The 18,568-nt window shown below is 38.2% G+C and carries 19 protein-coding genes and 1 riboswitch; of the genes, 2 read left to right on the top strand and 17 right to left on the bottom strand.

Going from position 1 to position 18,568, the window contains the following annotated elements; translation table 11 throughout:
• Positions 1–1,056, bottom strand: a complete 1,056-nt coding sequence (locus AC4BHA_RS03025) for a YpbB family protein (RefSeq protein ID WP_066107549.1) — start codon at positions 1,054–1,056, stop codon at positions 1–3.
• A gap of 219 nt (positions 1,057–1,275) precedes the next feature.
• On the opposite strand from AC4BHA_RS03025, the gene AC4BHA_RS03030 reads away from it, so the two are divergent.
• A complete protein-coding gene (locus tag AC4BHA_RS03030) occupies positions 1,276–1,524 on the top strand; it encodes a ferredoxin (RefSeq protein WP_066107552.1) in 249 nt (82 codons plus the stop codon).
• A 54-nt stretch (positions 1,525–1,578) separates the two neighbouring features.
• On the opposite strand, the gene AC4BHA_RS03035 is transcribed toward AC4BHA_RS03030, so the two are convergent.
• Positions 1,579–2,166 carry an ECF transporter S component gene (locus tag AC4BHA_RS03035; protein WP_066107555.1) on the bottom strand — a complete coding sequence of 196 codons (588 nt, stop codon included), beginning with the start codon at positions 2,164–2,166 and terminating at the stop codon, positions 1,579–1,581.
• Positions 2,167–2,343: 177 nt separating this feature from the next.
• Positions 2,344–2,474, bottom strand: a riboswitch (FMN riboswitch).
• Between the two features lie 383 nt (positions 2,475–2,857).
• On the opposite strand from AC4BHA_RS03035, the gene serA reads away from it, so the two are divergent.
• Complete coding sequence (gene serA / locus AC4BHA_RS03040) at positions 2,858–4,441, top strand: phosphoglycerate dehydrogenase (protein ID WP_490558131.1); 1,584 nt, start codon at positions 2,858–2,860, stop codon at positions 4,439–4,441.
• Between the two features lie 87 nt (positions 4,442–4,528).
• On the opposite strand, the gene AC4BHA_RS03045 is transcribed toward serA, so the two are convergent.
• The 15 genes from AC4BHA_RS03045 to AC4BHA_RS03115 form a co-directional block, all read right to left on the bottom strand.
• Positions 4,529–5,002 carry a mannitol dehydrogenase family protein gene (locus tag AC4BHA_RS03045; protein ID WP_181162015.1) on the bottom strand — a complete coding sequence of 158 codons (474 nt, stop codon included), beginning with the start codon at positions 5,000–5,002 and terminating at the stop codon, positions 4,529–4,531.
• A 132-nt stretch (positions 5,003–5,134) separates the two neighbouring features.
• Positions 5,135–6,907, bottom strand: coding sequence for an ATP-binding protein (locus tag AC4BHA_RS03050; RefSeq protein ID WP_066107565.1), 1,773 nt, complete (start codon positions 6,905–6,907; stop codon positions 5,135–5,137).
• Positions 6,907–7,626 (bottom strand): response regulator transcription factor, encoded by a 720-nt coding sequence (locus tag AC4BHA_RS03055; RefSeq protein ID WP_066107568.1) that lies wholly within the window; start codon positions 7,624–7,626, stop codon positions 6,907–6,909. Before AC4BHA_RS03055 ends, AC4BHA_RS03050 begins: the two co-directional genes overlap by 1 nt.
• A 338-nt stretch (positions 7,627–7,964) precedes the next feature.
• Positions 7,965–9,143 carry a c-type cytochrome biogenesis protein CcsB gene (gene ccsB, locus AC4BHA_RS03060; RefSeq protein ID WP_490558132.1) on the bottom strand — a complete coding sequence of 393 codons (1,179 nt, stop codon included), beginning with the start codon at positions 9,141–9,143 and terminating at the stop codon, positions 7,965–7,967.
• Positions 9,124–10,782, bottom strand: a complete 1,659-nt coding sequence (resB, locus tag AC4BHA_RS03065; RefSeq protein ID WP_490558133.1) for a cytochrome c biogenesis protein ResB — start codon at positions 10,780–10,782, stop codon at positions 9,124–9,126. The genes ccsB and resB overlap by 20 nt, the downstream gene beginning before the upstream one ends.
• Before the next feature lie 15 nt (positions 10,783–10,797).
• Positions 10,798–11,325: a thiol-disulfide oxidoreductase ResA gene (resA, locus tag AC4BHA_RS03070; RefSeq protein WP_066107578.1), complete on the bottom strand. Its 528-nt coding sequence runs from the start codon at positions 11,323–11,325 to the stop codon at positions 10,798–10,800.
• Between the two features lie 86 nt (positions 11,326–11,411).
• A complete protein-coding gene (gene rluB, locus AC4BHA_RS03075) occupies positions 11,412–12,140 on the bottom strand; it encodes a 23S rRNA pseudouridine(2605) synthase RluB (RefSeq protein ID WP_066107581.1) in 729 nt (242 codons plus the stop codon).
• A gap of 225 nt (positions 12,141–12,365) precedes the next feature.
• Positions 12,366–12,896: a spore maturation protein gene (locus tag AC4BHA_RS03080; protein ID WP_139891721.1), complete on the bottom strand. Its 531-nt coding sequence runs from the start codon at positions 12,894–12,896 to the stop codon at positions 12,366–12,368.
• Positions 12,896–13,489: a nucleoside recognition domain-containing protein gene (locus tag AC4BHA_RS03085; RefSeq protein ID WP_066107588.1), complete on the bottom strand. Its 594-nt coding sequence runs from the start codon at positions 13,487–13,489 to the stop codon at positions 12,896–12,898. Before AC4BHA_RS03085 ends, AC4BHA_RS03080 begins: the two co-directional genes overlap by 1 nt.
• Complete coding sequence (locus AC4BHA_RS03090) at positions 13,482–14,609, bottom strand: D-alanyl-D-alanine carboxypeptidase family protein (RefSeq protein WP_066107848.1); 1,128 nt, start codon at positions 14,607–14,609, stop codon at positions 13,482–13,484. Before AC4BHA_RS03090 ends, AC4BHA_RS03085 begins: the two co-directional genes overlap by 8 nt.
• A 322-nt stretch (positions 14,610–14,931) precedes the next feature.
• Positions 14,932–15,588 carry a molybdate ABC transporter permease subunit gene (gene modB / locus AC4BHA_RS03095; RefSeq protein WP_066107591.1) on the bottom strand — a complete coding sequence of 219 codons (657 nt, stop codon included), beginning with the start codon at positions 15,586–15,588 and terminating at the stop codon, positions 14,932–14,934.
• Positions 15,589–15,597: 9 nt separating this feature from the next.
• Positions 15,598–16,380 carry a molybdate ABC transporter substrate-binding protein gene (modA, locus tag AC4BHA_RS03100; RefSeq protein WP_490558134.1) on the bottom strand — a complete coding sequence of 261 codons (783 nt, stop codon included), beginning with the start codon at positions 16,378–16,380 and terminating at the stop codon, positions 15,598–15,600.
• Positions 16,381–16,635: 255 nt separating this feature from the next.
• Positions 16,636–17,652 carry a GTP 3',8-cyclase MoaA gene (gene moaA, locus AC4BHA_RS03105; RefSeq protein ID WP_219847589.1) on the bottom strand — a complete coding sequence of 339 codons (1,017 nt, stop codon included), beginning with the start codon at positions 17,650–17,652 and terminating at the stop codon, positions 16,636–16,638.
• 132 nt (positions 17,653–17,784) lie between these two features.
• A complete protein-coding gene (gene moaD / locus AC4BHA_RS03110) occupies positions 17,785–18,018 on the bottom strand; it encodes a molybdopterin converting factor subunit 1 (protein ID WP_066107599.1) in 234 nt (77 codons plus the stop codon).
• Positions 18,015–18,461 carry a molybdenum cofactor biosynthesis protein MoaE gene (locus AC4BHA_RS03115; protein WP_066107853.1) on the bottom strand — a complete coding sequence of 149 codons (447 nt, stop codon included), beginning with the start codon at positions 18,459–18,461 and terminating at the stop codon, positions 18,015–18,017. The genes moaD and AC4BHA_RS03115 overlap by 4 nt, the downstream gene beginning before the upstream one ends.
• Between the last annotated feature and the right edge of the window lie 107 nt (positions 18,462–18,568).

Below are 18,568 nucleotides of genomic sequence, written 5' to 3' on the forward strand. Positions count from 1 at the left end.
TTACACTTCCTTTATAGTTGCCATAACGAGCCTGATTTTAAAATAAGTTATCTCAGATGGAAGGACCATTTTTAAAGATCTTAACTGTTTTGTTTCATTAGTAGCAATGGCCTGTTTGATTTGTTCTTTCTCTGTTGCACTTACAAAATCATCTATCGGAAAATCAGGTACGTTTGAAACGATTTCAACAAGATGATCTTCAATCGTATTCGTTTTTAAATTCCGTACGGCTGCTACTTCTTCTTTGGACATCCCGGCTTGCAGCATTTTTAATGTTCTTTGCGTAGAAGCAGTTAAAAGAGATTGAACAGGTTTACCTATAAGCACAAGTTCTTTCAATAGTATATAAGGAGACTGAACACTGGCTTTAAGCATATAATGAATAGTATCCCAAAAGAGAAGTCTCGCATAAAATACATCTATATTAAGCTTTCGTGCAGCCTGTTCGATTGTCAAACCCGCATGCTGGTGACCTGAGAAGGCTGAAACAATTAATTCTGCTCCGGCTTCATTTACATTACTTAATAAATCATCAAGCTCCTGATATAGAAGCTGGGCCAATTCCATTGAAGAGAGAGGAATCTTTTTAAATAATTTTTTCACTAACAGTTGTTCCTCTTGATTACGGGAAACCGCAATGAAAGAATGATTGCCATTTAGCAAACAGGACGACGTTTGTACCAATAATTGCAGCCTCATCCAAAATCCATGAGCTGCATCTTGAAAGGTACGACCATCCAGGTTAGTTAACTGAGGATAATCCTTTTCCCAAAAGGAAAGTGCTTGTTTACCATGCTGCGTACAGACATAGGTATTAATACCTGTTTCTTTTATATATCCTTTTTTGGTTAATTCAATAATCTTTTGATCCCAAGTCTCTCTTTTTAACTTTGGAAGTACGCCAAAAAACCGAGATATATTAAACAAACGAGCATCTTGAATGGGCTGAGAGGATTTTTTCCCATTAAGTATATGTAAAGGGGAATATACTGTTCTTTGCCCCTTTAATGCATTTATTAAATACAGTATTAATCCGTCAAAATATGGTATAATCATGTTTTAACCCCTTTATCCTACATGTCTGACACTTTTTATCTTACCAAATAGTTGTACCCTCATGCTTAAAATTCAATAGCCTATTTTTCCTTTATTCGCTAAAAACACGCGAAATATTGGCTATTGAAAAGTTATACCATGAGTTTTACAATAAGGTGAGGGGTTTGATATCCAGTTCGGTATCAAAATATATATTTTTTTACCTGGGAGGTATTTAGCATGGCTAAATTTACTATTGTTGACAAAGAAACTTGCATTGCTTGTGGTGCTTGCGGAGCAGCAGCTCCAGATATTTACGATTATGATGATGAAGGTATTGCATTTGTTACTTTAGATGATAACCAAGGTATTGTCGAAATTCCAGATGTTCTGCTTGATGACATGATGGATGCTTTCGAAGGTTGCCCAACAGATTCTATTAAAGTTGCTGACGAATCCTTTGACGGAGACGCATTAAAATTCGAATAGTCTCCCATTAATAAAAGCCTCTGCGGTTTCGCAGAGGCTTTTATTTAATCTATTTTATACATTTCGCAATACAGATTGCTTCGAAAACCAGCCCTGCATTTTAGTGAATAACAGCATAAATACAATGGCAATTAAGGTTCCTTTTATTAAATTGAAAGGAATGATCGCCGTGGTGATCATTGCTCGAATCTCTGTACCAGACATGTTCCAATTCATTAACACACTGTAGCTTGGCAGCAAAATGAAGTAATTGACAAGACTCATAAATAAAGCTAATACGATTGTGCCTCCTACAAGTCCGTACACCATGCCTCTTTTGGTGCCGATTTTTTTATAAAAATAGTAGGCTGGAAGGATAAACGCGACGCCTCCGATAAAGTTAGCAAAATGCCCAATCGGAATTCCTGTGTCGCTTCCTGTCATCATGTAATCCAGAATATTTTTTAATAATTCTACCAGGATACCCGCAACCGGCCCAAAAATGATGGCCGCAATTAAAGCTGGAATATCACTAAAATCAATTTGTAGAAATGTTGGAAAACCAGGGAATGGAAAATTAATAATCATCAGAACATATCCAATCGCACCCAACATCCCAATCGTAACCATTTTTTGAATCTTACTTACACCACTGCTTTTCATTATTTCCTCTCTCCTTTAGGTTTGGTACTACCTCTTCCAGAAGAAAGGCTCTGCCTAAAACGTCAATCATGAAGCCATGCCATAAAAAATCCCTTTATCTTAATTAGATAAAGGGAGAAAAAGGCAATGTGAAACAAAACGTTCACGAAAGATCGTTTTTTGAACGTTAACAGAGACCTCCATCTTCTCCCATCCAGACTATACTGTCGGCTTTGGAATCTCACCAAATCCTGCCTTTACAGGCTCGCGGGCTTAGATTATAAATCATCACCGCCGGTAGGGAATTTCACCCTGCCCCGAAGATAGACCGTATTTAATTAGTAAAATGCTTTAGAAAAATAATCAGGCTAGACATTCCACCTGTATATTTAACTAGACCATTTCTATATTGATTTTATCCCACTAAACTAAATAATACAAGAGATTAGAATCACTATATAAATAGATCAAAAAATATATATTTGTAAAAAATTCATAAATTAATGGCCTCACCTCTATTTTCCTCGAACCAACTAAGCAGTCTAAATTATAGAAAATGAAGTCTTTTTAGTATCTGCCGGCAACAAAAATTAGACTTTTCCAAAATTTTAAAATAGTAAGCGCTTGCAATGTTGAATCTTGATTGACACACAGATTATAAGTCTTGTAGAGTGGAAACAAGATTAAATACTTCTACAGGATGGTGACAAGATTGTTTAAAGTGCTCATAGCTGATTCAATAAAGCCTGATGGTTTAACACCATTCATTGGCAGGAATGACATCGAGGTTGTCCAAAAAAAGATAGATGAAGTAAGCAGTGAATTGCATCTGTTTGATGCACTTTTAGTTAGAAGTGCTACAAAAGTAACAAATGATTTGCTTCAAAAAATGACAAACCTAAAAATTGTAGCCCGGGCTGGCGTAGGGATCGACAATATAGATGTTCCTTCCTGTACAAGTCGTGGAATCATTGTGGTCAATGCACCTGATGGCAATACCATTTCTACCGCTGAACACACTTTTGCCATGATGGCATCCCTGGCCCGAAACATTCCTCAGGCTCACCAATCTTTAAAAAATGGTGCTTGGGAGCGAAACCGCTTTGCCGGAGCTGAATTAAAAGGTAAGACGTTAGGAATCGTTGGTATGGGGAGAATTGGTACTGAATTATCCAAGCGGGCGAGAGCTTTTCAGATGAATATTTTTGCCTTTGATCCTTTCATTACGACAGATCGGGCAAAAGAATTAGGCATAACGGTCGGTTCACTCGATAACCTGCTTCAAGTATCTGATTTCATCACCGTCCATACCCCATTAAATAAGGATACAAGAGGCTTATTAAACAAAAATACGATACATAAATGCAAAGATGGTGTCTATCTTATCAACTGCGCCAGAGGAGGCATAATTGACGAGGACGCTTTATATGATGCTATTCTTGAGGGAAAAGTAGCCGGAGCTGCACTGGATGTATTTGTAGAAGAACCTCCGGTGAATAATAAATTATTGTCCTTGGATCAAATCATTGTAACACCTCACCTTGGAGCGTCCACTGCTGAAGCGCAATTAAATGTGGCTAAGCAGGTGGCAAAAGAAGTAGTCTCATTTGTGGATGGAATACCAGTGTCAAACTCCATCAATTTACCAGCTATACCTGCTGAATTATTTAATAGAATACAGCCATATTATCAATTAGTGAAAAAACTTGGCTCTTTCCTATCACAATATATAAACGAAGGCATAAAAGAAATTTCCATTACATATGGCGGTGATGCTTTTGATTTTGATTCATCAATTTTAACAAAATCACTTGTTTCTGGATTTTTTAAAGAACGGGCTGATGTCACCATCAACGAAGTAAATGCCCTGTTATACGCTAAGGAACGTTCCATCACTATAGGTGAAAAAATCTCAAACGAAACATATGGTTATTCAAATAGTATAACGGTAAGAATTAAAGGCGATACCAGACAAATTGAAATGAAAGCAACCTATATAAAAGAATATGGGCCGCGTATCATTGCCATCGATGACTTCAAAATCGACTTTTACCCTGATGGCCATATCCTATATATCCAGCACCACGACAGACCAGGCGTGATTGGCATTGTCGGTAAAAAACTCGGCGATCTTAATCTCAATATTGCCACCATGCAGGTAGGACGGAAAGAAGCCGGCGGTGAAGCCATTATGATCCTTACGTTTGATGAAAAAATTCCTCATTCCGTCATAAATGAACTTGCCGGCAATGATGAAATATCCGTCGCCAAAGCAATTAATTTGAGTGAGGCATAGAATAATAAGAATAGGGCATCTCATAAGCTGGCTTAGCTTATCGATGCCCTTTCCTCTTATATTCTATTAAAATTACTTAGTCTCAGTTCAATAAGCCACTTTATTCTCATGTTTTTGGATTTGCTCATGCAATGTCTCTCTTACAGCTCCGGGTCCCCCAATCAGTTGCTTAAAAAATTCTTCGATTGTATTTCCTAAGCCAACTTCGTACAAGTCCACCCCAAAAATTCTTTCGTTTGAAAGAATAGGCTGTAAGTGGTTACTGACTGATTCAGGTTGGCCGAACTCGATTCCATGAAGATACTGCTGCAAATCTTCTAAAATAGGATCAGGACTGATGTTCATTTTTTTACCAGCATCATTCACACCAAGTAGATACCGGCACCAAGCCGCAATCGTTAAAGGAATAAATGTTAAATCAGTTATTTGAAGGTCATTTCTTTCGGCATATAATTTGATAGTCTCCCCAAATCGGATTCCTAATTTCTGCGAAGTGTCTGTAGCGATCCTCCCAGGTGTATCCGGAAAAGTGCTTGTACACCGTTCCGTAGAGTTTTTCATGTTAAATACCAGTATCAGGATTCAATAGCTCTCCTATAAAATGTCCAGTATCAGAATGCAAAAAAGCACATCACCTAAGTGATATGCTTTCATCAAACAGTTCCTTGTGTAACAAGAATTATCTTCTTAATTCTACTTTTTCGCTGGCAGGAAAAATGTAAATGTCGTACCCTGTCCAACCTTGCTGTAGACATCTATTTTACCGCCATGACCATGAATAATATTTTTTGCTATTGCAAGGCCAAGGCCTGTGCCAGATCTCCCTCTTGTTCTTGCTTTATCAACCTTGTAAAACCTTTCGAAAACAAAAGGCAGCTCTTCCTCAGAAATACCTACACCAGAATCCTTCACGTCAAATTGAGTACCATTATCCAATGTTCTTTGGATAATTTGCACTTCACCTCCCCCAGGTGTATGGCGCAGGGCATTATCAATCAAGTTGGTGAATACCTGTTCAATGCGGTCAGGGTCCAGCTCAACAAGCGCCTCAGGATGGTCAAGGGTTGTATAGACATCAACATTTTTTTCCTGAGCTGCCCGCTGGAACTTTTTCGATATTCTACCAAGAAAGCTGCCAACTTCTACTTCCTCAATATTTAAAGTCTGATGTCCTGCTTCCATTCGAGCCAAGTCTAAGAGTTCATTAACCAAGCGTCCCATTCTTAATGATTCATCATATATGACCTGTGCCATTTCTTTTTTCTCATCTGCTGTTTCCGCAATATCATCTATAATTGCTTCACTATATCCTTGAAGCATAGCAATAGGCGTACGAAGCTCATGCGATACATTGGCAATAAAATCTTTTCTCATCTTATCAAGCCGGCGTTCCTCCGTCATATCCCTTAATACAGCTACAGCTCCACGGATATCATTTTGACGGTAAAGGGGATTCATAAGTATTACCCAATCGTGCCCCTGCGTGGTAATCTCGGCTATTTTAGCTTTTCCCGTTCCCTTAACCTCGAGGAATAAATCGCTTAATGCATCAGGGACTTGGTTTCCAGACTGTTTTTTTTGATTGGTTTCATCCAAAAAACTATACCTTAAAAAGTCATCTGCTGGAGGATTCGTTACAAGAATTTCACCGTCTCTGTTAAACATGATCACTCCATCAGCCATATTAATTAAAATATTCGATAAATTCTCTTTCTCCTGCTGTAATGCCGTCATATTATACTTCAGCTGCCGTGCCATTTGATTGAATGCAATCGCCAATTCGCCAATCTCATCGTTTGTTAAAATGGGAACCTTCATGTCAAATTTTCCTCTGGCCAATTCAGATGCTGCTTCCCTCATTTTTCTAAGCGGAGCAGTCACTCTTGATAACAGGAAGAACGCAAAAATCGTCGTTAAAACAATCCCTATCCCGACAGCTATCAAGATGAAGATTGTCGTTTGTGCGTTTGTACTCTCACTCGAGTCTACAGACTGAAATGCATAGATGGCGCCATCCATTCCGTCATTAGTGATTGGAATTCCGACAATTGTACCCTGAGTAACATTATCCCCGCCCAAAATAGACGATAGATAAGTGGTTTCTGAAACTTGTCTATCATTCACTAATGACTTTTTTAAGGTTTCATCACGAGAAAAGAGTTGATAGACTTCTTTCTTATTCAAATCATTCAAACTGCTGTATATATTGGTATCATCTAAAATAATAACAATATCCTTATTCGGATCGATGATTTGCCAAACAATTTGTGTTGATTGCTCGATATCTGAATGTTCCTCTAAAATCATTTCAACTTGTTTGGCTGTTCGAAACAAAGAAGATTTAGCTTCCTCCATACTTTGATTATGGAAAAACTCCAGCAGTAATACAGTTAAGATGAATAGAACGAAGGAAAACAGCAAAATAATGGTCATCCAAAGTTTCCCGACTACACTTTTCCAAAACATTAGTCGTTGACTACCTCGAATTTATAACCAACACCCCAAACGGTTACAATCATTCTAGCTGCATCCTCAGATACTTTATTTAATTTTTCTCTTAATCTTTTAATATGTGTATCAACGGTACGTAAATCCCCAAAGAATTCATAGTGCCAAACTTCTTTTAGCAATTGTTCCCGATCATACACTTTATCCGGGGTTTTAGCGAGAAAGTATAATAGTTCATATTCTTTAGGTGTTAATGCAACCTCTACACCGTCCGCCAATACTCTATGCGCATCATTATCGATCGTTAGATGATTAAAGACGACAACATCTTTAGTTGAGGTCTCTGATTGAATATAGGAATTTTTCGATGACCTTCTTAACAATGCTTTCACTCGTAAGACTACTTCCCTTGGACTAAAAGGCTTTACTATATAATCATCCGTGCCTGCTTCAAAACCTTGCACTCGGTTTATTTCTTCCCCTTTAGCAGTCAACATAATAACAGGTGTTGCCTTTTTTTCACGCAGTTCTTTACAAACCTCAATTCCATCCTTGCCAGGCATCATCAAATCCAGAAGGATTAAATCATAATCATTCGCCAAAGCAAGTTCTAAAGCATCTTCCCCATTAGCAGCCTCATCAATTGTATATTTTTCGCGCTCTAAATACATTTTCAATAGTCTTCTAATACGGTCCTCATCATCTACTATAAGCAATCGTATGTTGTTCTCTTCCATCACCCGGACCTCCTTAAGCATTAACTAATAACGATACAAATTTATCCACGATATCAGTTTTATTATACATGCATACTAAATATTTAGGAATAGAAAAGTGAATATTTACATAAATAAAGCGATTCTATAAAGTTAAATTTATAGAAAAATAATATCTATCATACAACCAGATTTTTTTAATATAAGATTTTGCCTAACTTCCTATTCAGTTGTCATCCAACTTAAAAATAGTAAAAGCATCATAAATCGGAATATAATTGCAGTTAATAGCTTAAGCCTGATTTTCTAAAGAAGAGTTAAGAACAAAGGGCTTCCATACTTGGAAGTCCTCTTTTTTCTTAATTACTAGCATATGAGTGTAATCCAACGATAATTAAATTCACCGCGATAAGATTAAACATAATGATAATAAATCCTATAACTGCAAGCCAGGCTGACTTTTCGCCATGCCACCCCTTCGATATGCGCAGATGCAGAAATGCTGCATAAAATAGCCATGTAATTAAAGCCCATACTTCTTTAGGATCCCAACCCCAAAATCTTGACCAGGCTATTTGGGCCCAAATCATGGCAAATATCAACCCTCCCAAAGTAAATACAGGGAATCCGATTAGAATGGATCTGTATCCAACCTCGTCAAGTAAATCTAAATTCACTGATTTTGCCAACGGCTGTATAGCTGCTCCTATACGCTTACGTAAAATTAAACGCAGCACTCCATATAGCACGACACCTATCATGATGGACCAAACTACTGTATTCAGTTTTTTTGAATTGATTATTAATGGCAGTTCAATTAGCGGATTCATCCCTGTACCGGAAACCAATTTTGCTTCCTTCGGGACAAACAACGCCGGCATATTATATTCCTCTGTTTGCTCTGCACCGCTCTTATTGACCCAAGTATATTCAGTTTTATAATCAGCTATAGAAAACATAGTAGTAGATACAACAAAACCAATCGTACAAATTAATCCTAATAAAACGGCTTCCAGCCAAAACGTACTTTTTGATGCTTTCGTTTGTTTAACAGCCCGTATCAGATAAATTAATCCGGCCACAAAACTTATTGCTAAAATAGCTTCTCCCGCTGCTACAGTAGTAACATGTATATATAGCCAATCACTTTTTAATGCCGGAATAAGCGGCGAGATATCCCGTGGAAACATGCTGGCATACGCAATAACTAACAGCGCAATCGGAAGCGCGAATACTCCCAGAATGGCTGTTTTATATATGAAATAAATCATTATAAATGCTCCAACCAACATCATTCCAAAGAATGTTGTAAACTCAAATAGATTACTGACAGGAGCATGTCCTGACACTATCCAACGTGTGATAAAATAACCCAGCTGTGCAATAAATCCAATAATAGTGATAATAATTCCAGCTTTTGCCCATTTTTCATAACTCCACTTATCGTTCTTACCTTTTATGGATCCCGCAAATACAAAAGTTGCTATTAAGTACAGCACAAAAGCAATATATAGCAAATTACTGCTTAAAGTCGCCACTCTGTTTTCCCCCTCTTTCTTGAATCTCTTCCCCTTCGGCTTGATCATACGGTAATGGAATAGAAGTCCCCTCTAATATTTCATTAATCTCCCGCCTGATACCAAACCAGTTTTTATTCGTATGAGCGGCCACAAATATTTTATCCCCACTCTTTTGAATCCAAATACGCCTATGATTCCAATAAGCCCCCTGTATAACGCCAATCATAAAGATAAGCCCTCCGAGCGCAAGTACCCATAAAGTTAGGTCTTTACGTACTGTTAATACAGTTGCAAAACCTGTCTCTATATTTTTGAATTTAAGTTTATATTCGGTCTCACCCAAAGGCTCAAGGGTTTGTTTAATCGCAACAAAGCTAACTTCTCCTTCTGGATGCTCTGGTGATACCATTTTGAAGATAAACGCAGGGTTATTTGGAAATCGACTCTTTGTTGTCGGCTGCTCATTCTCATTAAATTCAAAATCAGGAAAATAACTCTCCAGGTGCACGGAGTACCCATTACCCAGGTCATAGCTATCTTTCGGATTATTCAAATCAACGGTTAAGTTGCCATGCTCCTTTTCAGTTGCTTTATCAATTAAGGTGAATGACATTTTAGTCATGTTTTCCTCGTAGGATGTTTGATATAAAGCAAAGGAATCAAATTTCAAAGGTTCATTTACACGTATCGGATAATCTTTAACTTTTTCAAGCTTTACTTCTTCCCCTGGCAAGGTATCCCCTACCGCTTGATAAAGAGTGGCATCTGTTTGATAATTTTTTACGACCGTACCAACCCGGTCAAGCGTTGCCTCAAACTCTTCTTTTTCCTTATCTTTATCATAAACTTCTACAGTAAATTTATGGTTTTCAATAAAGTACTCACCATTCGTTCCAGGTACAGCTTTCTTTTCACCTTCTTGAATTCTGAGGTAATCATTCACATACATCCCTGGAATAAAACGCAACATTCCGCCAATTAAGAAAATGATCAGGCCTATATGATTAACATAAGGACCCCACCTCGAAAAACGGTTCTTCTCTGCTAAAATATTGCCGTTCTCTTCTCTTATGTTATAACGCTTTTCTTTTAATCTCGTTTTGATTAATTCATAGTTTTCTTTTTCCTCTGCTATATCAGCTTCACCAAAAATCCGCTGTCTGCGTAAAAAACCCTCATTCCTGATTACTCTCTGATTCTTTAAAGCTCTGAATAGCGGAATAAAGCGGTCAAGACTGGCGATAACAAGTGAAACTCCTAAGAGGGACACTAACAGTAAAAACCACCATGAACTATATAAATTATGTAATCCTAACTCATAATACACTTCACCAAACCAGCCGTACTTACTTTCATAAAACGTTTCAGCGGGTTCTCCATTTGGAATATACATTTCTTGCGGGAAGATGGTACCGATAGAAGCTGCAATTAATGGAAGAATGATTAAGGTTACGCCAACCTTTACGGATGAGAAAAAATTCCAAATCTTATCAACTACTGATTTATTGTAGGTTTGCGATCTTCTGGCACTGCCTTCATATTTCATATCCAATAATTTTTTTTCTTCTTCTTCCTTATTGAGCACCTTACCGCATGCTTCACAAAATATCGTTCCATATGGATTAACATGACCACATTCACAAGTTATTTCCTTCATCCTTATTACCCCTTGTTATGGCTGTATTTTCTCCATCATCTTTTGAATCTTCTCTTCAGTTAAACTACCAGTGGTTGAATCTACGACCTTACCATTTTTATCAATTAAAAATGTGGCCGGCAAGGGATTAATCAGATACTGATGCTGCACCTGATTGTCCTTATCGATGACAACCGGAAAAGTAAGCCCATGTCTTTGAACAAATTTATTCACGACAAAATCAGATTCATTTACATTGACAGCTAATACCTGTACACCTTTATCTTTGAACACTTCATATTGACTTTGAATATAAGGCATTTCATATTCACATGGTTTACACCACGTCCCCCAGAAATTCAGAAACACTCCCTGCCCCTTATAATCCTCTAACACATGCTTAACCCCTTCAAGATCTGTCAGAGCAAAGTTTGGAGCGGTTTCATTCATTTTAAGGGTTTTTTCCTTGTCCATGGTTAAACTCGAAAATACCACATAAATGACGGCTCCAGCTAAAAGGGCCAGAACCCCTATTCTCATCCATTTACGCTTTTGTTTGGTCAAAAAAGTTCCCTCCCGCTATGCTTTAGACACACAAGAATATAGCGCTGCCAGAAAGGCACTAATTTAGGGCAGCGCTACGGTTGTATTTACTTATCTTTATGAAGCGCCATAGAACGCAGTTGCTTTACTTCATGTGGTGTTAACTCTCTGTAATCTCCAGGACTAACACCGTGCAGCGTCAAGAATCCATATCTTTCACGTTTAAGTTTGATAACGGGCATCCCAATCGCTTCAAACATACGGCGGACTTGGCGGTTTCTGCCCTCATGAATCGTCAGCTCTACAATAGAGGACTGTTTTCTGCGATCCATTGATAGCAATTTAGCTTTCGCAGGGGCTGTTTTACCGTCTTCCAATTGAACACCACGTTCCAATTTCTTTATTATTTCGCGGGATGGAATACCTTGAATTTTCGCTACGTACGTTTTTTCTATTTCGTACTTTGGATGCATCAGGGCATTGGCAAACTCACCATCATTCGTCAGCAGGATCAAACCTGATGTATCGTAATCCAGTCTGCCTACTGGATAAATCCGTTGTTTGATCAGTGGAAATAAATCTGTTACGGTCTTTCTCCCTTTGTCATCGTTGGCAGCGGAAATGACACCTCTTGGCTTATAAAGCAGAAAATATACCGGTTCTTCCTTTTCTACAGGTACTCCACTTACCTCTATTTGATCATTTGGGCCAACCTTAACGCCAAGCTCTTTTACAATCTTACCGTTAACAGTTACTTTGCCTTCTACGATTAACTGTTCCGCTTTTCTTCGGGAGGCGATTCCTGCCTGTGCTATCACTTTTTGTAATCTTTCCATTTTAATCACCTGTCTAATTTTACTTTTTCTGTATTCTTTACTCAAATAATAGGCATTCTACCTAGTTGTTCATTATACTTTGTTTTTGCAGAAAGTGATATGTCCTATCACGCATATTATTTCATTACTTACTAAGAAACACAAAAAAATCGGCTTTTTATACCGATTTTTGTTAAATCTGACTATTTTTTTCACTTCTTTTAGCATTTTGTGACAAATTTGTGTCTATTGGAACATAATAGCAGCTAATAAGATTGCCGCACCAATCCCGACGAGGTCAGCTAACAATCCCACCTTTAAAGCATCTCCCATTTTCTTAATTCCTACTGCACCGAAATAAACAGTTAAGACATATAAGGTTGTATCCGTGCTCCCCTGGATTGTGGAAGCAACCTTCCCTATAAAAGAGTCAGGTCCATATGTGGCAATCAAATCACTGACCATGCCGAGAGAAGCATTTCCCGATATGGGTCTTATTAAGGCTAAAGGTACTACCTCTGAAGGCACACCTAAGAAGTTTAATACCGGTTTCATCCAGCCTATCAGCAAATCCATAGCACCTGAAGCACGAAAAATAGAAATGGCCACCATCATACCAATGAGATAGGGAATAATCGAAAATGTGATTTTTATCCCATCTTTTCCGCCTTCCACAAAACTCTCGTAGGTCGGGACCTTCTTTATGGCACCCATGACAAGGATGAGCAAGATAACCACAGGTATCATCCAAATTGATATGGTTGAGATCCAGTGCATCAATCCATCCCCTTTCTTACTCTTTTCCAGTAGAAGTACCGATCTAAAATAATAGCTGCTATCGTTGCAATGACGGTTGCCAAAAAGGTCGGGCCGACAATTTCTGTCGGATTGGCTGAATTATAATGAATGCGGATTCCTATGACGGTTGTTGGAATAAGCGTCAGCCCAGAGGTATTCAATGCCAGAAACGTAATCATAGAGCGGCTTGCTGTATCCTTTCCGCCATTTAAGTCCTTTAATTGTTCCATCGCCTTTATACCCAGGGGTGTAGCTGCATTTCCCAGTCCAAATGTGTTCGCCATTATATTGGATACGATATATCCCATTGCCGGATGATTTGGCGGCACATCTGGGAAAAGCCTGGATACGATTGGCTTTGTCAAACGTGTTAAACTATCCAATAGACCTGCCTCTTCTGCAATCTTCATGATGCCCAGCCAAAAAACAAGGACACTCATAAGGCCGAAGCATAGAGTGACCGATTCTTTTGCACTCTTAAAGATCGCTTCATTAACTTCCGCCATTGTTCCAGTAAACATCGCATAAATGATTCCAATTATACTGATTCCGACCCATATATAATTAACCATTTGTGTTTACACCTGAAAAAGTATAGAAGACGTCTTTCCATATATCGAAGACAGTTTGATCTTTTTTATGTAGATAAACCGGTTTAGATATAAGCGTTTGTCCATCAAGAATTAAATTCACCTTTCCAACCTTAGCCGGAAGATTTTTTCCTTTTTTCCACTGTTTTTTGGGCTTTTTCAGTTCATACTTTACTTCGACCTCCTCTTGTTCTTTTTGCGTAAGCGGGTAGGATAACGATGATTTTAAATAAGCTTTATTTTTATAAAATCCTTTTTTTATCGTTTTTATGTCTCCACGCGGTACTACTTCAGTTAATGTGTAATTGTTAAATCCCGCCTCAAAAAGAGCTATATGATCAGCCCAATCTGTAGAATCATCGATAGTAACCGTAATAAGATCCAATCCATCCTTGGATGCAGTTGTCACTAGCGTGCGGCGCGCTTTTTTTGTATAACCTGTTTTACCGCCTGTGGTGTATTTATATTTTTCCGTTAACAGCCTGTTTTTGTTTTTCCAAACACGGTCCCATACTTCATTCGGGTTGGGTGCCCGATGGATCTTAGTTCCGGCAATTTTCTGATACATTTTATTCCCCATCGCATACTTAGTTAGGATTGCCATATCATAGGCTGTGGAATAATGGTTATCAGAATCATCAAGACCATGCGGATTGGTGAAATGACTGTTCTTCATGCCAATCCATTCTGCTTTCTGATTCATTAATGCAGAAAAACCCTCCACACTTCCTCCCACATATTCAGCAATGGCAATCGCCGCATCATTTCCTGATCTGAGCATAAGTCCATAAACAAGGTCGCTTAATTTTATTTTTTCTCCTACCTGCAAATAGATCGCCGATCCCTCTGCTTTTAAAATCGCATCTGTCACCGTTACAGTTTTATCCATCTTCCCCGATTCAATCGCAAGAATTGCGGTCATAATTTTAGTAATACTCGCTATCCTTCGTTTTGTATGGGCATCCTTCTCATATAAAATCCGGCCGGTGCTCTGCTCAATCATAATTGCACTTTTAGCCCCTGTTTGGATTCTTTCAAGTTCTTGCGCTTGTGCAGAAACTGTTTTTATCGGCGAAAGTAAACTTGCCAAACACAAAATCATAATGAGGATGGTGCCTGCCAGCTTCCATAACACTAAGCGGATTGGATCGTTCTTTACTGAAAGATTACGTTTCGAGTTATATTTCTTACGTTTATATTTGAAAGAGTACACTTTCACCACACTCGTCCCCTTCATGTTTTTGTACAAGTCTATGCGCTTAATTTCTTAAATATTCGAAGACAGGTTATTCAGGGTGAGTGATAAGTGAATTAGATTATGTATGAAGGAGGATGCTAAAATTCTTCAGGTAATAATTACTAAAAAAAAGGCAACTAAAAGTTTATGTAAACTTCGTTGCCCATTTACGATCAGTGATGAATCTTCACTCTTTTTTTAATTGAATCACGAACAGCATGAGAAAAGATAGTAAGAATATAGCTAAAACCCACATCCATGCCATGAGCATGTTGCCCGAATCAAGGGCTGTATAAATAGCTATCGGAACTGTTTGCGTAACGCCTGGAATATTTCCAGCAAACATTAAAGTAGCGCCAAACTCCCCCAATGCTCGAGCAAAGCTTAAAATACCGCCCGTCATAAGCGCTCTCGATGCTAACGGAAGGGAAACATGAAGAAAAACCTGCCATTTACTTGCTCCATCTACTCGAGCAGCATCTTCGATTTCATGGTCAATACCTTGAAAACCAGACTTAGCTGATTGATACATAAGGGGAAAAGCCACAATCGTAGCAGCAATGACAGCCGCCCACCAAGTAAATATAACTGGCTTCTCAAAAATCCACTCAATTGCTTGTCCAATGATACTTTGCTTTCCCAACAAGACAATCAAAATAAATCCTACTACTGATGGCGGCAGAACTAGAGGCAACATAAGAAATGTCTCAAAAGCCGCTTTTCCCTTAAAAGATTTCATAGCTAAATAGCGGCCAATAAATGTCCCTGATATGATAACAATTATTCCCGAAACCACTGCTATTTCAATTGAAAGAATAATAGGTGATAAAAATTCATGTAACATATTCATTCCTCAGTTCACTATGAATCCGTATTCCTCAAATATAGCCGTTGCTTCCTTCGATTGAAGAAAGTCATAATATCTCTTTGCTTCAACAGGAAATTTTGTATCATTTAGAATACCTAAAGGATACATAATAGGTGTATGGTGTTCTTTATTTGCCGTCGAGATGATCCTACTGTTATCTGATACAAGAGCATCTGTTTTATATACAATACCAGCGTCTACATTACCTGTTTCAACATACGACAGAACTTGTCGAACATCTTTTGCTAAAATGAGTTTACTCTCTACCTCATCCCATATTTCTAGTACTTCTAATGTTTCCTTGGCATATTTTCCTGCAGGAACAGATTCAGGAATACCAATTGCGATCTTATCGATTGTTCCATTCATTAAATCTTCAAAACCACTAATTTTGTTAGTTTCATTAGGACTCGGAGCAATTAAAACAAGTTCATTTTCTAATAAATTGACATGCTCCCCGTCCGCAATCATTTCTGCCGTAATTAATGATTCAAACTTATCTTCTGAAGATGATAAAAACAAATCCACAGGAGCACCTTGCATGATTTGCTGCTGAAGCACACCGGAGCCAGCAAAATTATATGTAATATTCATTTCTGGATTTTCTTTTTCAAAAACAGCTTGAATGTCTCTTAGCGCATCCTGCAAACTAGCTGCAGCTGAAATTCTTAGTTCTACTTTTTCTTCTTTAACTTCTTGTTCAGAACATGCAACTAGAGTAATGACTAAAAGGAATAGCATTGTAAAAATCGATACAGATTTTTTCATGTAATCCTCCTTGATGTATACCTACTTAAACAGAAATCATCTCAAGATTCAGTCTAATTTTAATGAAGAGCGTTTCTGATTTCACTTAATCCAGCTTAGTCTCCTGGTTCCTCAAGGGTTTATGGATCCCCTTTAAGATGGGTAACAGGGGGTGTGGGTCACAAAGGCTTAGCCTCATAACGTGATATTCTTAGCCTATGTTCCTTGAACAGTCCTTCTTAGGACTTCACTAAAAAAATCTAGTAAATTGATCTATTAACCACCTATAAAGAACATCCCTATCTTTTTTCTATTAGATATCGTTTGTTCCGTCCGTTCATCAGAATAACGGTCCGCCCTCAATTCCCAAACTTGACGAATGTGGTCCAGCAGTTCCTCATCTGTTACACCTCTACGGATTAATTCTTTTAAATCATAGCCCTTTGAGGCAAACAAGCACGTATAAAGATGTCCATTCGATGAAACCCGTGCCCTTGTACAGGAAGAACAAAAAGAATCCGACACGGATGTGATAAAACCAATTTCGCTCTTGCTATCTTTATAGCGATAGCGTTTAGCTACCTCTCCAAAATATTGCTCATCAACAGCCTCTAAATCGAAAACCTTAGACAGCTTTTCATATAGTTCTTTTTTCGCTACAACCTCTTTGAAACTCCATCCATTATCATTACCTACATCCATAAATTCGATAAAGCGCAGAGTTACACCCATCTTTTTAAAATAAGAAGCCATTGGGATGATATCATGATCATTGACTCCCTTTTGTACGACCATATTAACCTTGACCTGAAAGCCAAGGTTAACGGCATTCTCTATATTACGAAGAATAATAGAGGGCTGAATGCCACGACCATTCAACTGACCGAATACTTCGTTATCTAAAGAATCAAGACTAATATTTAAACGTCTTAGCCCAGCATTGTATAAGTCATGAGCATACTTTGAAAGCAAAAGACCATTCGTAGTTAAACCAATATCCTCAATTCCCTCTATTTTCACTAACCTTTCAACTAATTTAGATAAATGACTTCGTAATAAGGGCTCCCCGCCTGTTAAACGCAGCTTTTTTACACCAAGACCTGCAAATAAACGGACTGTTCGTTCTATCTCCTCAAATGTCAGAAGCTCTTGTTTCTTTAAAAACGCATAATCATCTCCAAAGATTTCTTTAGGCATACAATATGTACAGCGGAAATTGCAGCGATCCGTAACTGATAGCCGCAAATCACGAATCGGTCTTTTTAATTTATCCAATAAAGACTGTGAGGTCATGGTTATTCCCTTCTTTTCATTCGGTTTCCAGGTCATTGATATTATCAAATACCACCCTTTGTATTCTCCGGCGGAATTTCATTTATCCATCTAACTCTTACTGTCCTTAACAGCTGTAAAAACGCGTTTTCTTTAACCTCCACTAACTGGAGGTATAAACACCACCACATCTCCATCTCTAATTTTCTCATCTTCTGTCACATATTCTTCGTTTATCGCAACAAGGACTGAATGCTTTTCGAAGTTTGGATAGGTTTCTTCTGCCCATTGCAGCAACTCTCGGACAGACCATTCCATTCGTTCGATGTTCTCTTCCGCTTTACCGGTCAAGTCTCGCATACTTGCAAAATAGAGAATTTTTATCATTTTATTGACTCCTCTGATAATGGCTTTTTATGTTGATTCCCCACCCATACTTCCCCATTTTCCCAAATCTCCTTTTTCCAAATTGGAACAATTTGTTTAATCCGTTCAATCGCATATTCGTTTGCTTCATAAGCATTCTTTCTGTGAGGTGAAGAAATAGCTATAACAACGGCTATATCTGATATTTCCAATTGTCCAATACGATGAGCAATCGCCACTCGTGTACCCGGCCATTTCATTTCAATTTCTCTACCAATTTCCGCCAGCTTTTTTTCAGCCATTGGTCCATACGCTTCATATGCCAAGGATAATGTTCGAACACCGTTTGTCCATTCCCTTACATGACCGGAGAACACGGTTACTGCGCCCGCTCCCTCGTGTAATACATAATCTGCATATTTTTGAACCTCTATTGGATCTTGAACTATTTCAAATGGTTTCATGATCATCACATCCCTGTATAATCTAGCATCCATCACTAGCATCCATCTATTCAATGACTCTTCTTCTACCGACTGCGACATCATATGTTTACTGACGGACATAGATT

Source organism: Pradoshia sp. Z3_51, assembly GCF_058215915.1.

Coding starts and splice junctions, on each gene's coding strand:
- AC4BHA_RS03025 (WP_066107549.1), bottom strand. CDS start 1,056: ATGATTATACCATATTTTGACGGATTAATACTGTATTTAATAAATGCA.
- AC4BHA_RS03030 (WP_066107552.1), top strand. CDS start 1,276: ATGGCTAAATTTACTATTGTTGACAAAGAAACTTGCATTGCTTGTGGT.
- AC4BHA_RS03035 (WP_066107555.1), bottom strand. CDS start 2,166: ATGAAAAGCAGTGGTGTAAGTAAGATTCAAAAAATGGTTACGATTGGG.
- AC4BHA_RS03045 (WP_181162015.1), bottom strand. CDS start 5,002: ATGAAAAACTCTACGGAACGGTGTACAAGCACTTTTCCGGATACACCT.
- AC4BHA_RS03050 (WP_066107565.1), bottom strand. CDS start 6,907: ATGTTTTGGAAAAGTGTAGTCGGGAAACTTTGGATGACCATTATTTTG.
- AC4BHA_RS03055 (WP_066107568.1), bottom strand. CDS start 7,626: ATGGAAGAGAACAACATACGATTGCTTATAGTAGATGATGAGGACCGT.
- resB (WP_490558133.1), bottom strand. CDS start 10,782: ATGAAGGAAATAACTTGTGAATGTGGTCATGTTAATCCATATGGAACG.
- rluB (WP_066107581.1), bottom strand. CDS start 12,140: ATGGAAAGATTACAAAAAGTGATAGCACAGGCAGGAATCGCCTCCCGA.
- AC4BHA_RS03080 (WP_139891721.1), bottom strand. CDS start 12,896: ATGCACTGGATCTCAACCATATCAATTTGGATGATACCTGTGGTTATC.
- AC4BHA_RS03085 (WP_066107588.1), bottom strand. CDS start 13,489: ATGGTTAATTATATATGGGTCGGAATCAGTATAATTGGAATCATTTAT.
- AC4BHA_RS03090 (WP_066107848.1), bottom strand. CDS start 14,609: ATGATTTTGTGTTTGGCAAGTTTACTTTCGCCGATAAAAACAGTTTCT.
- modB (WP_066107591.1), bottom strand. CDS start 15,588: ATGTTACATGAATTTTTATCACCTATTATTCTTTCAATTGAAATAGCA.
- modA (WP_490558134.1), bottom strand. CDS start 16,380: ATGAAAAAATCTGTATCGATTTTTACAATGCTATTCCTTTTAGTCATT.
- moaA (WP_219847589.1), bottom strand. CDS start 17,652: ATGACCTCACAGTCTTTATTGGATAAATTAAAAAGACCGATTCGTGAT.
- moaD (WP_066107599.1), bottom strand. CDS start 18,018: ATGATAAAAATTCTCTATTTTGCAAGTATGCGAGACTTGACCGGTAAA.
- AC4BHA_RS03115 (WP_066107853.1), bottom strand. CDS start 18,461: ATGAAACCATTTGAAATAGTTCAAGATCCAATAGAGGTTCAAAAATAT.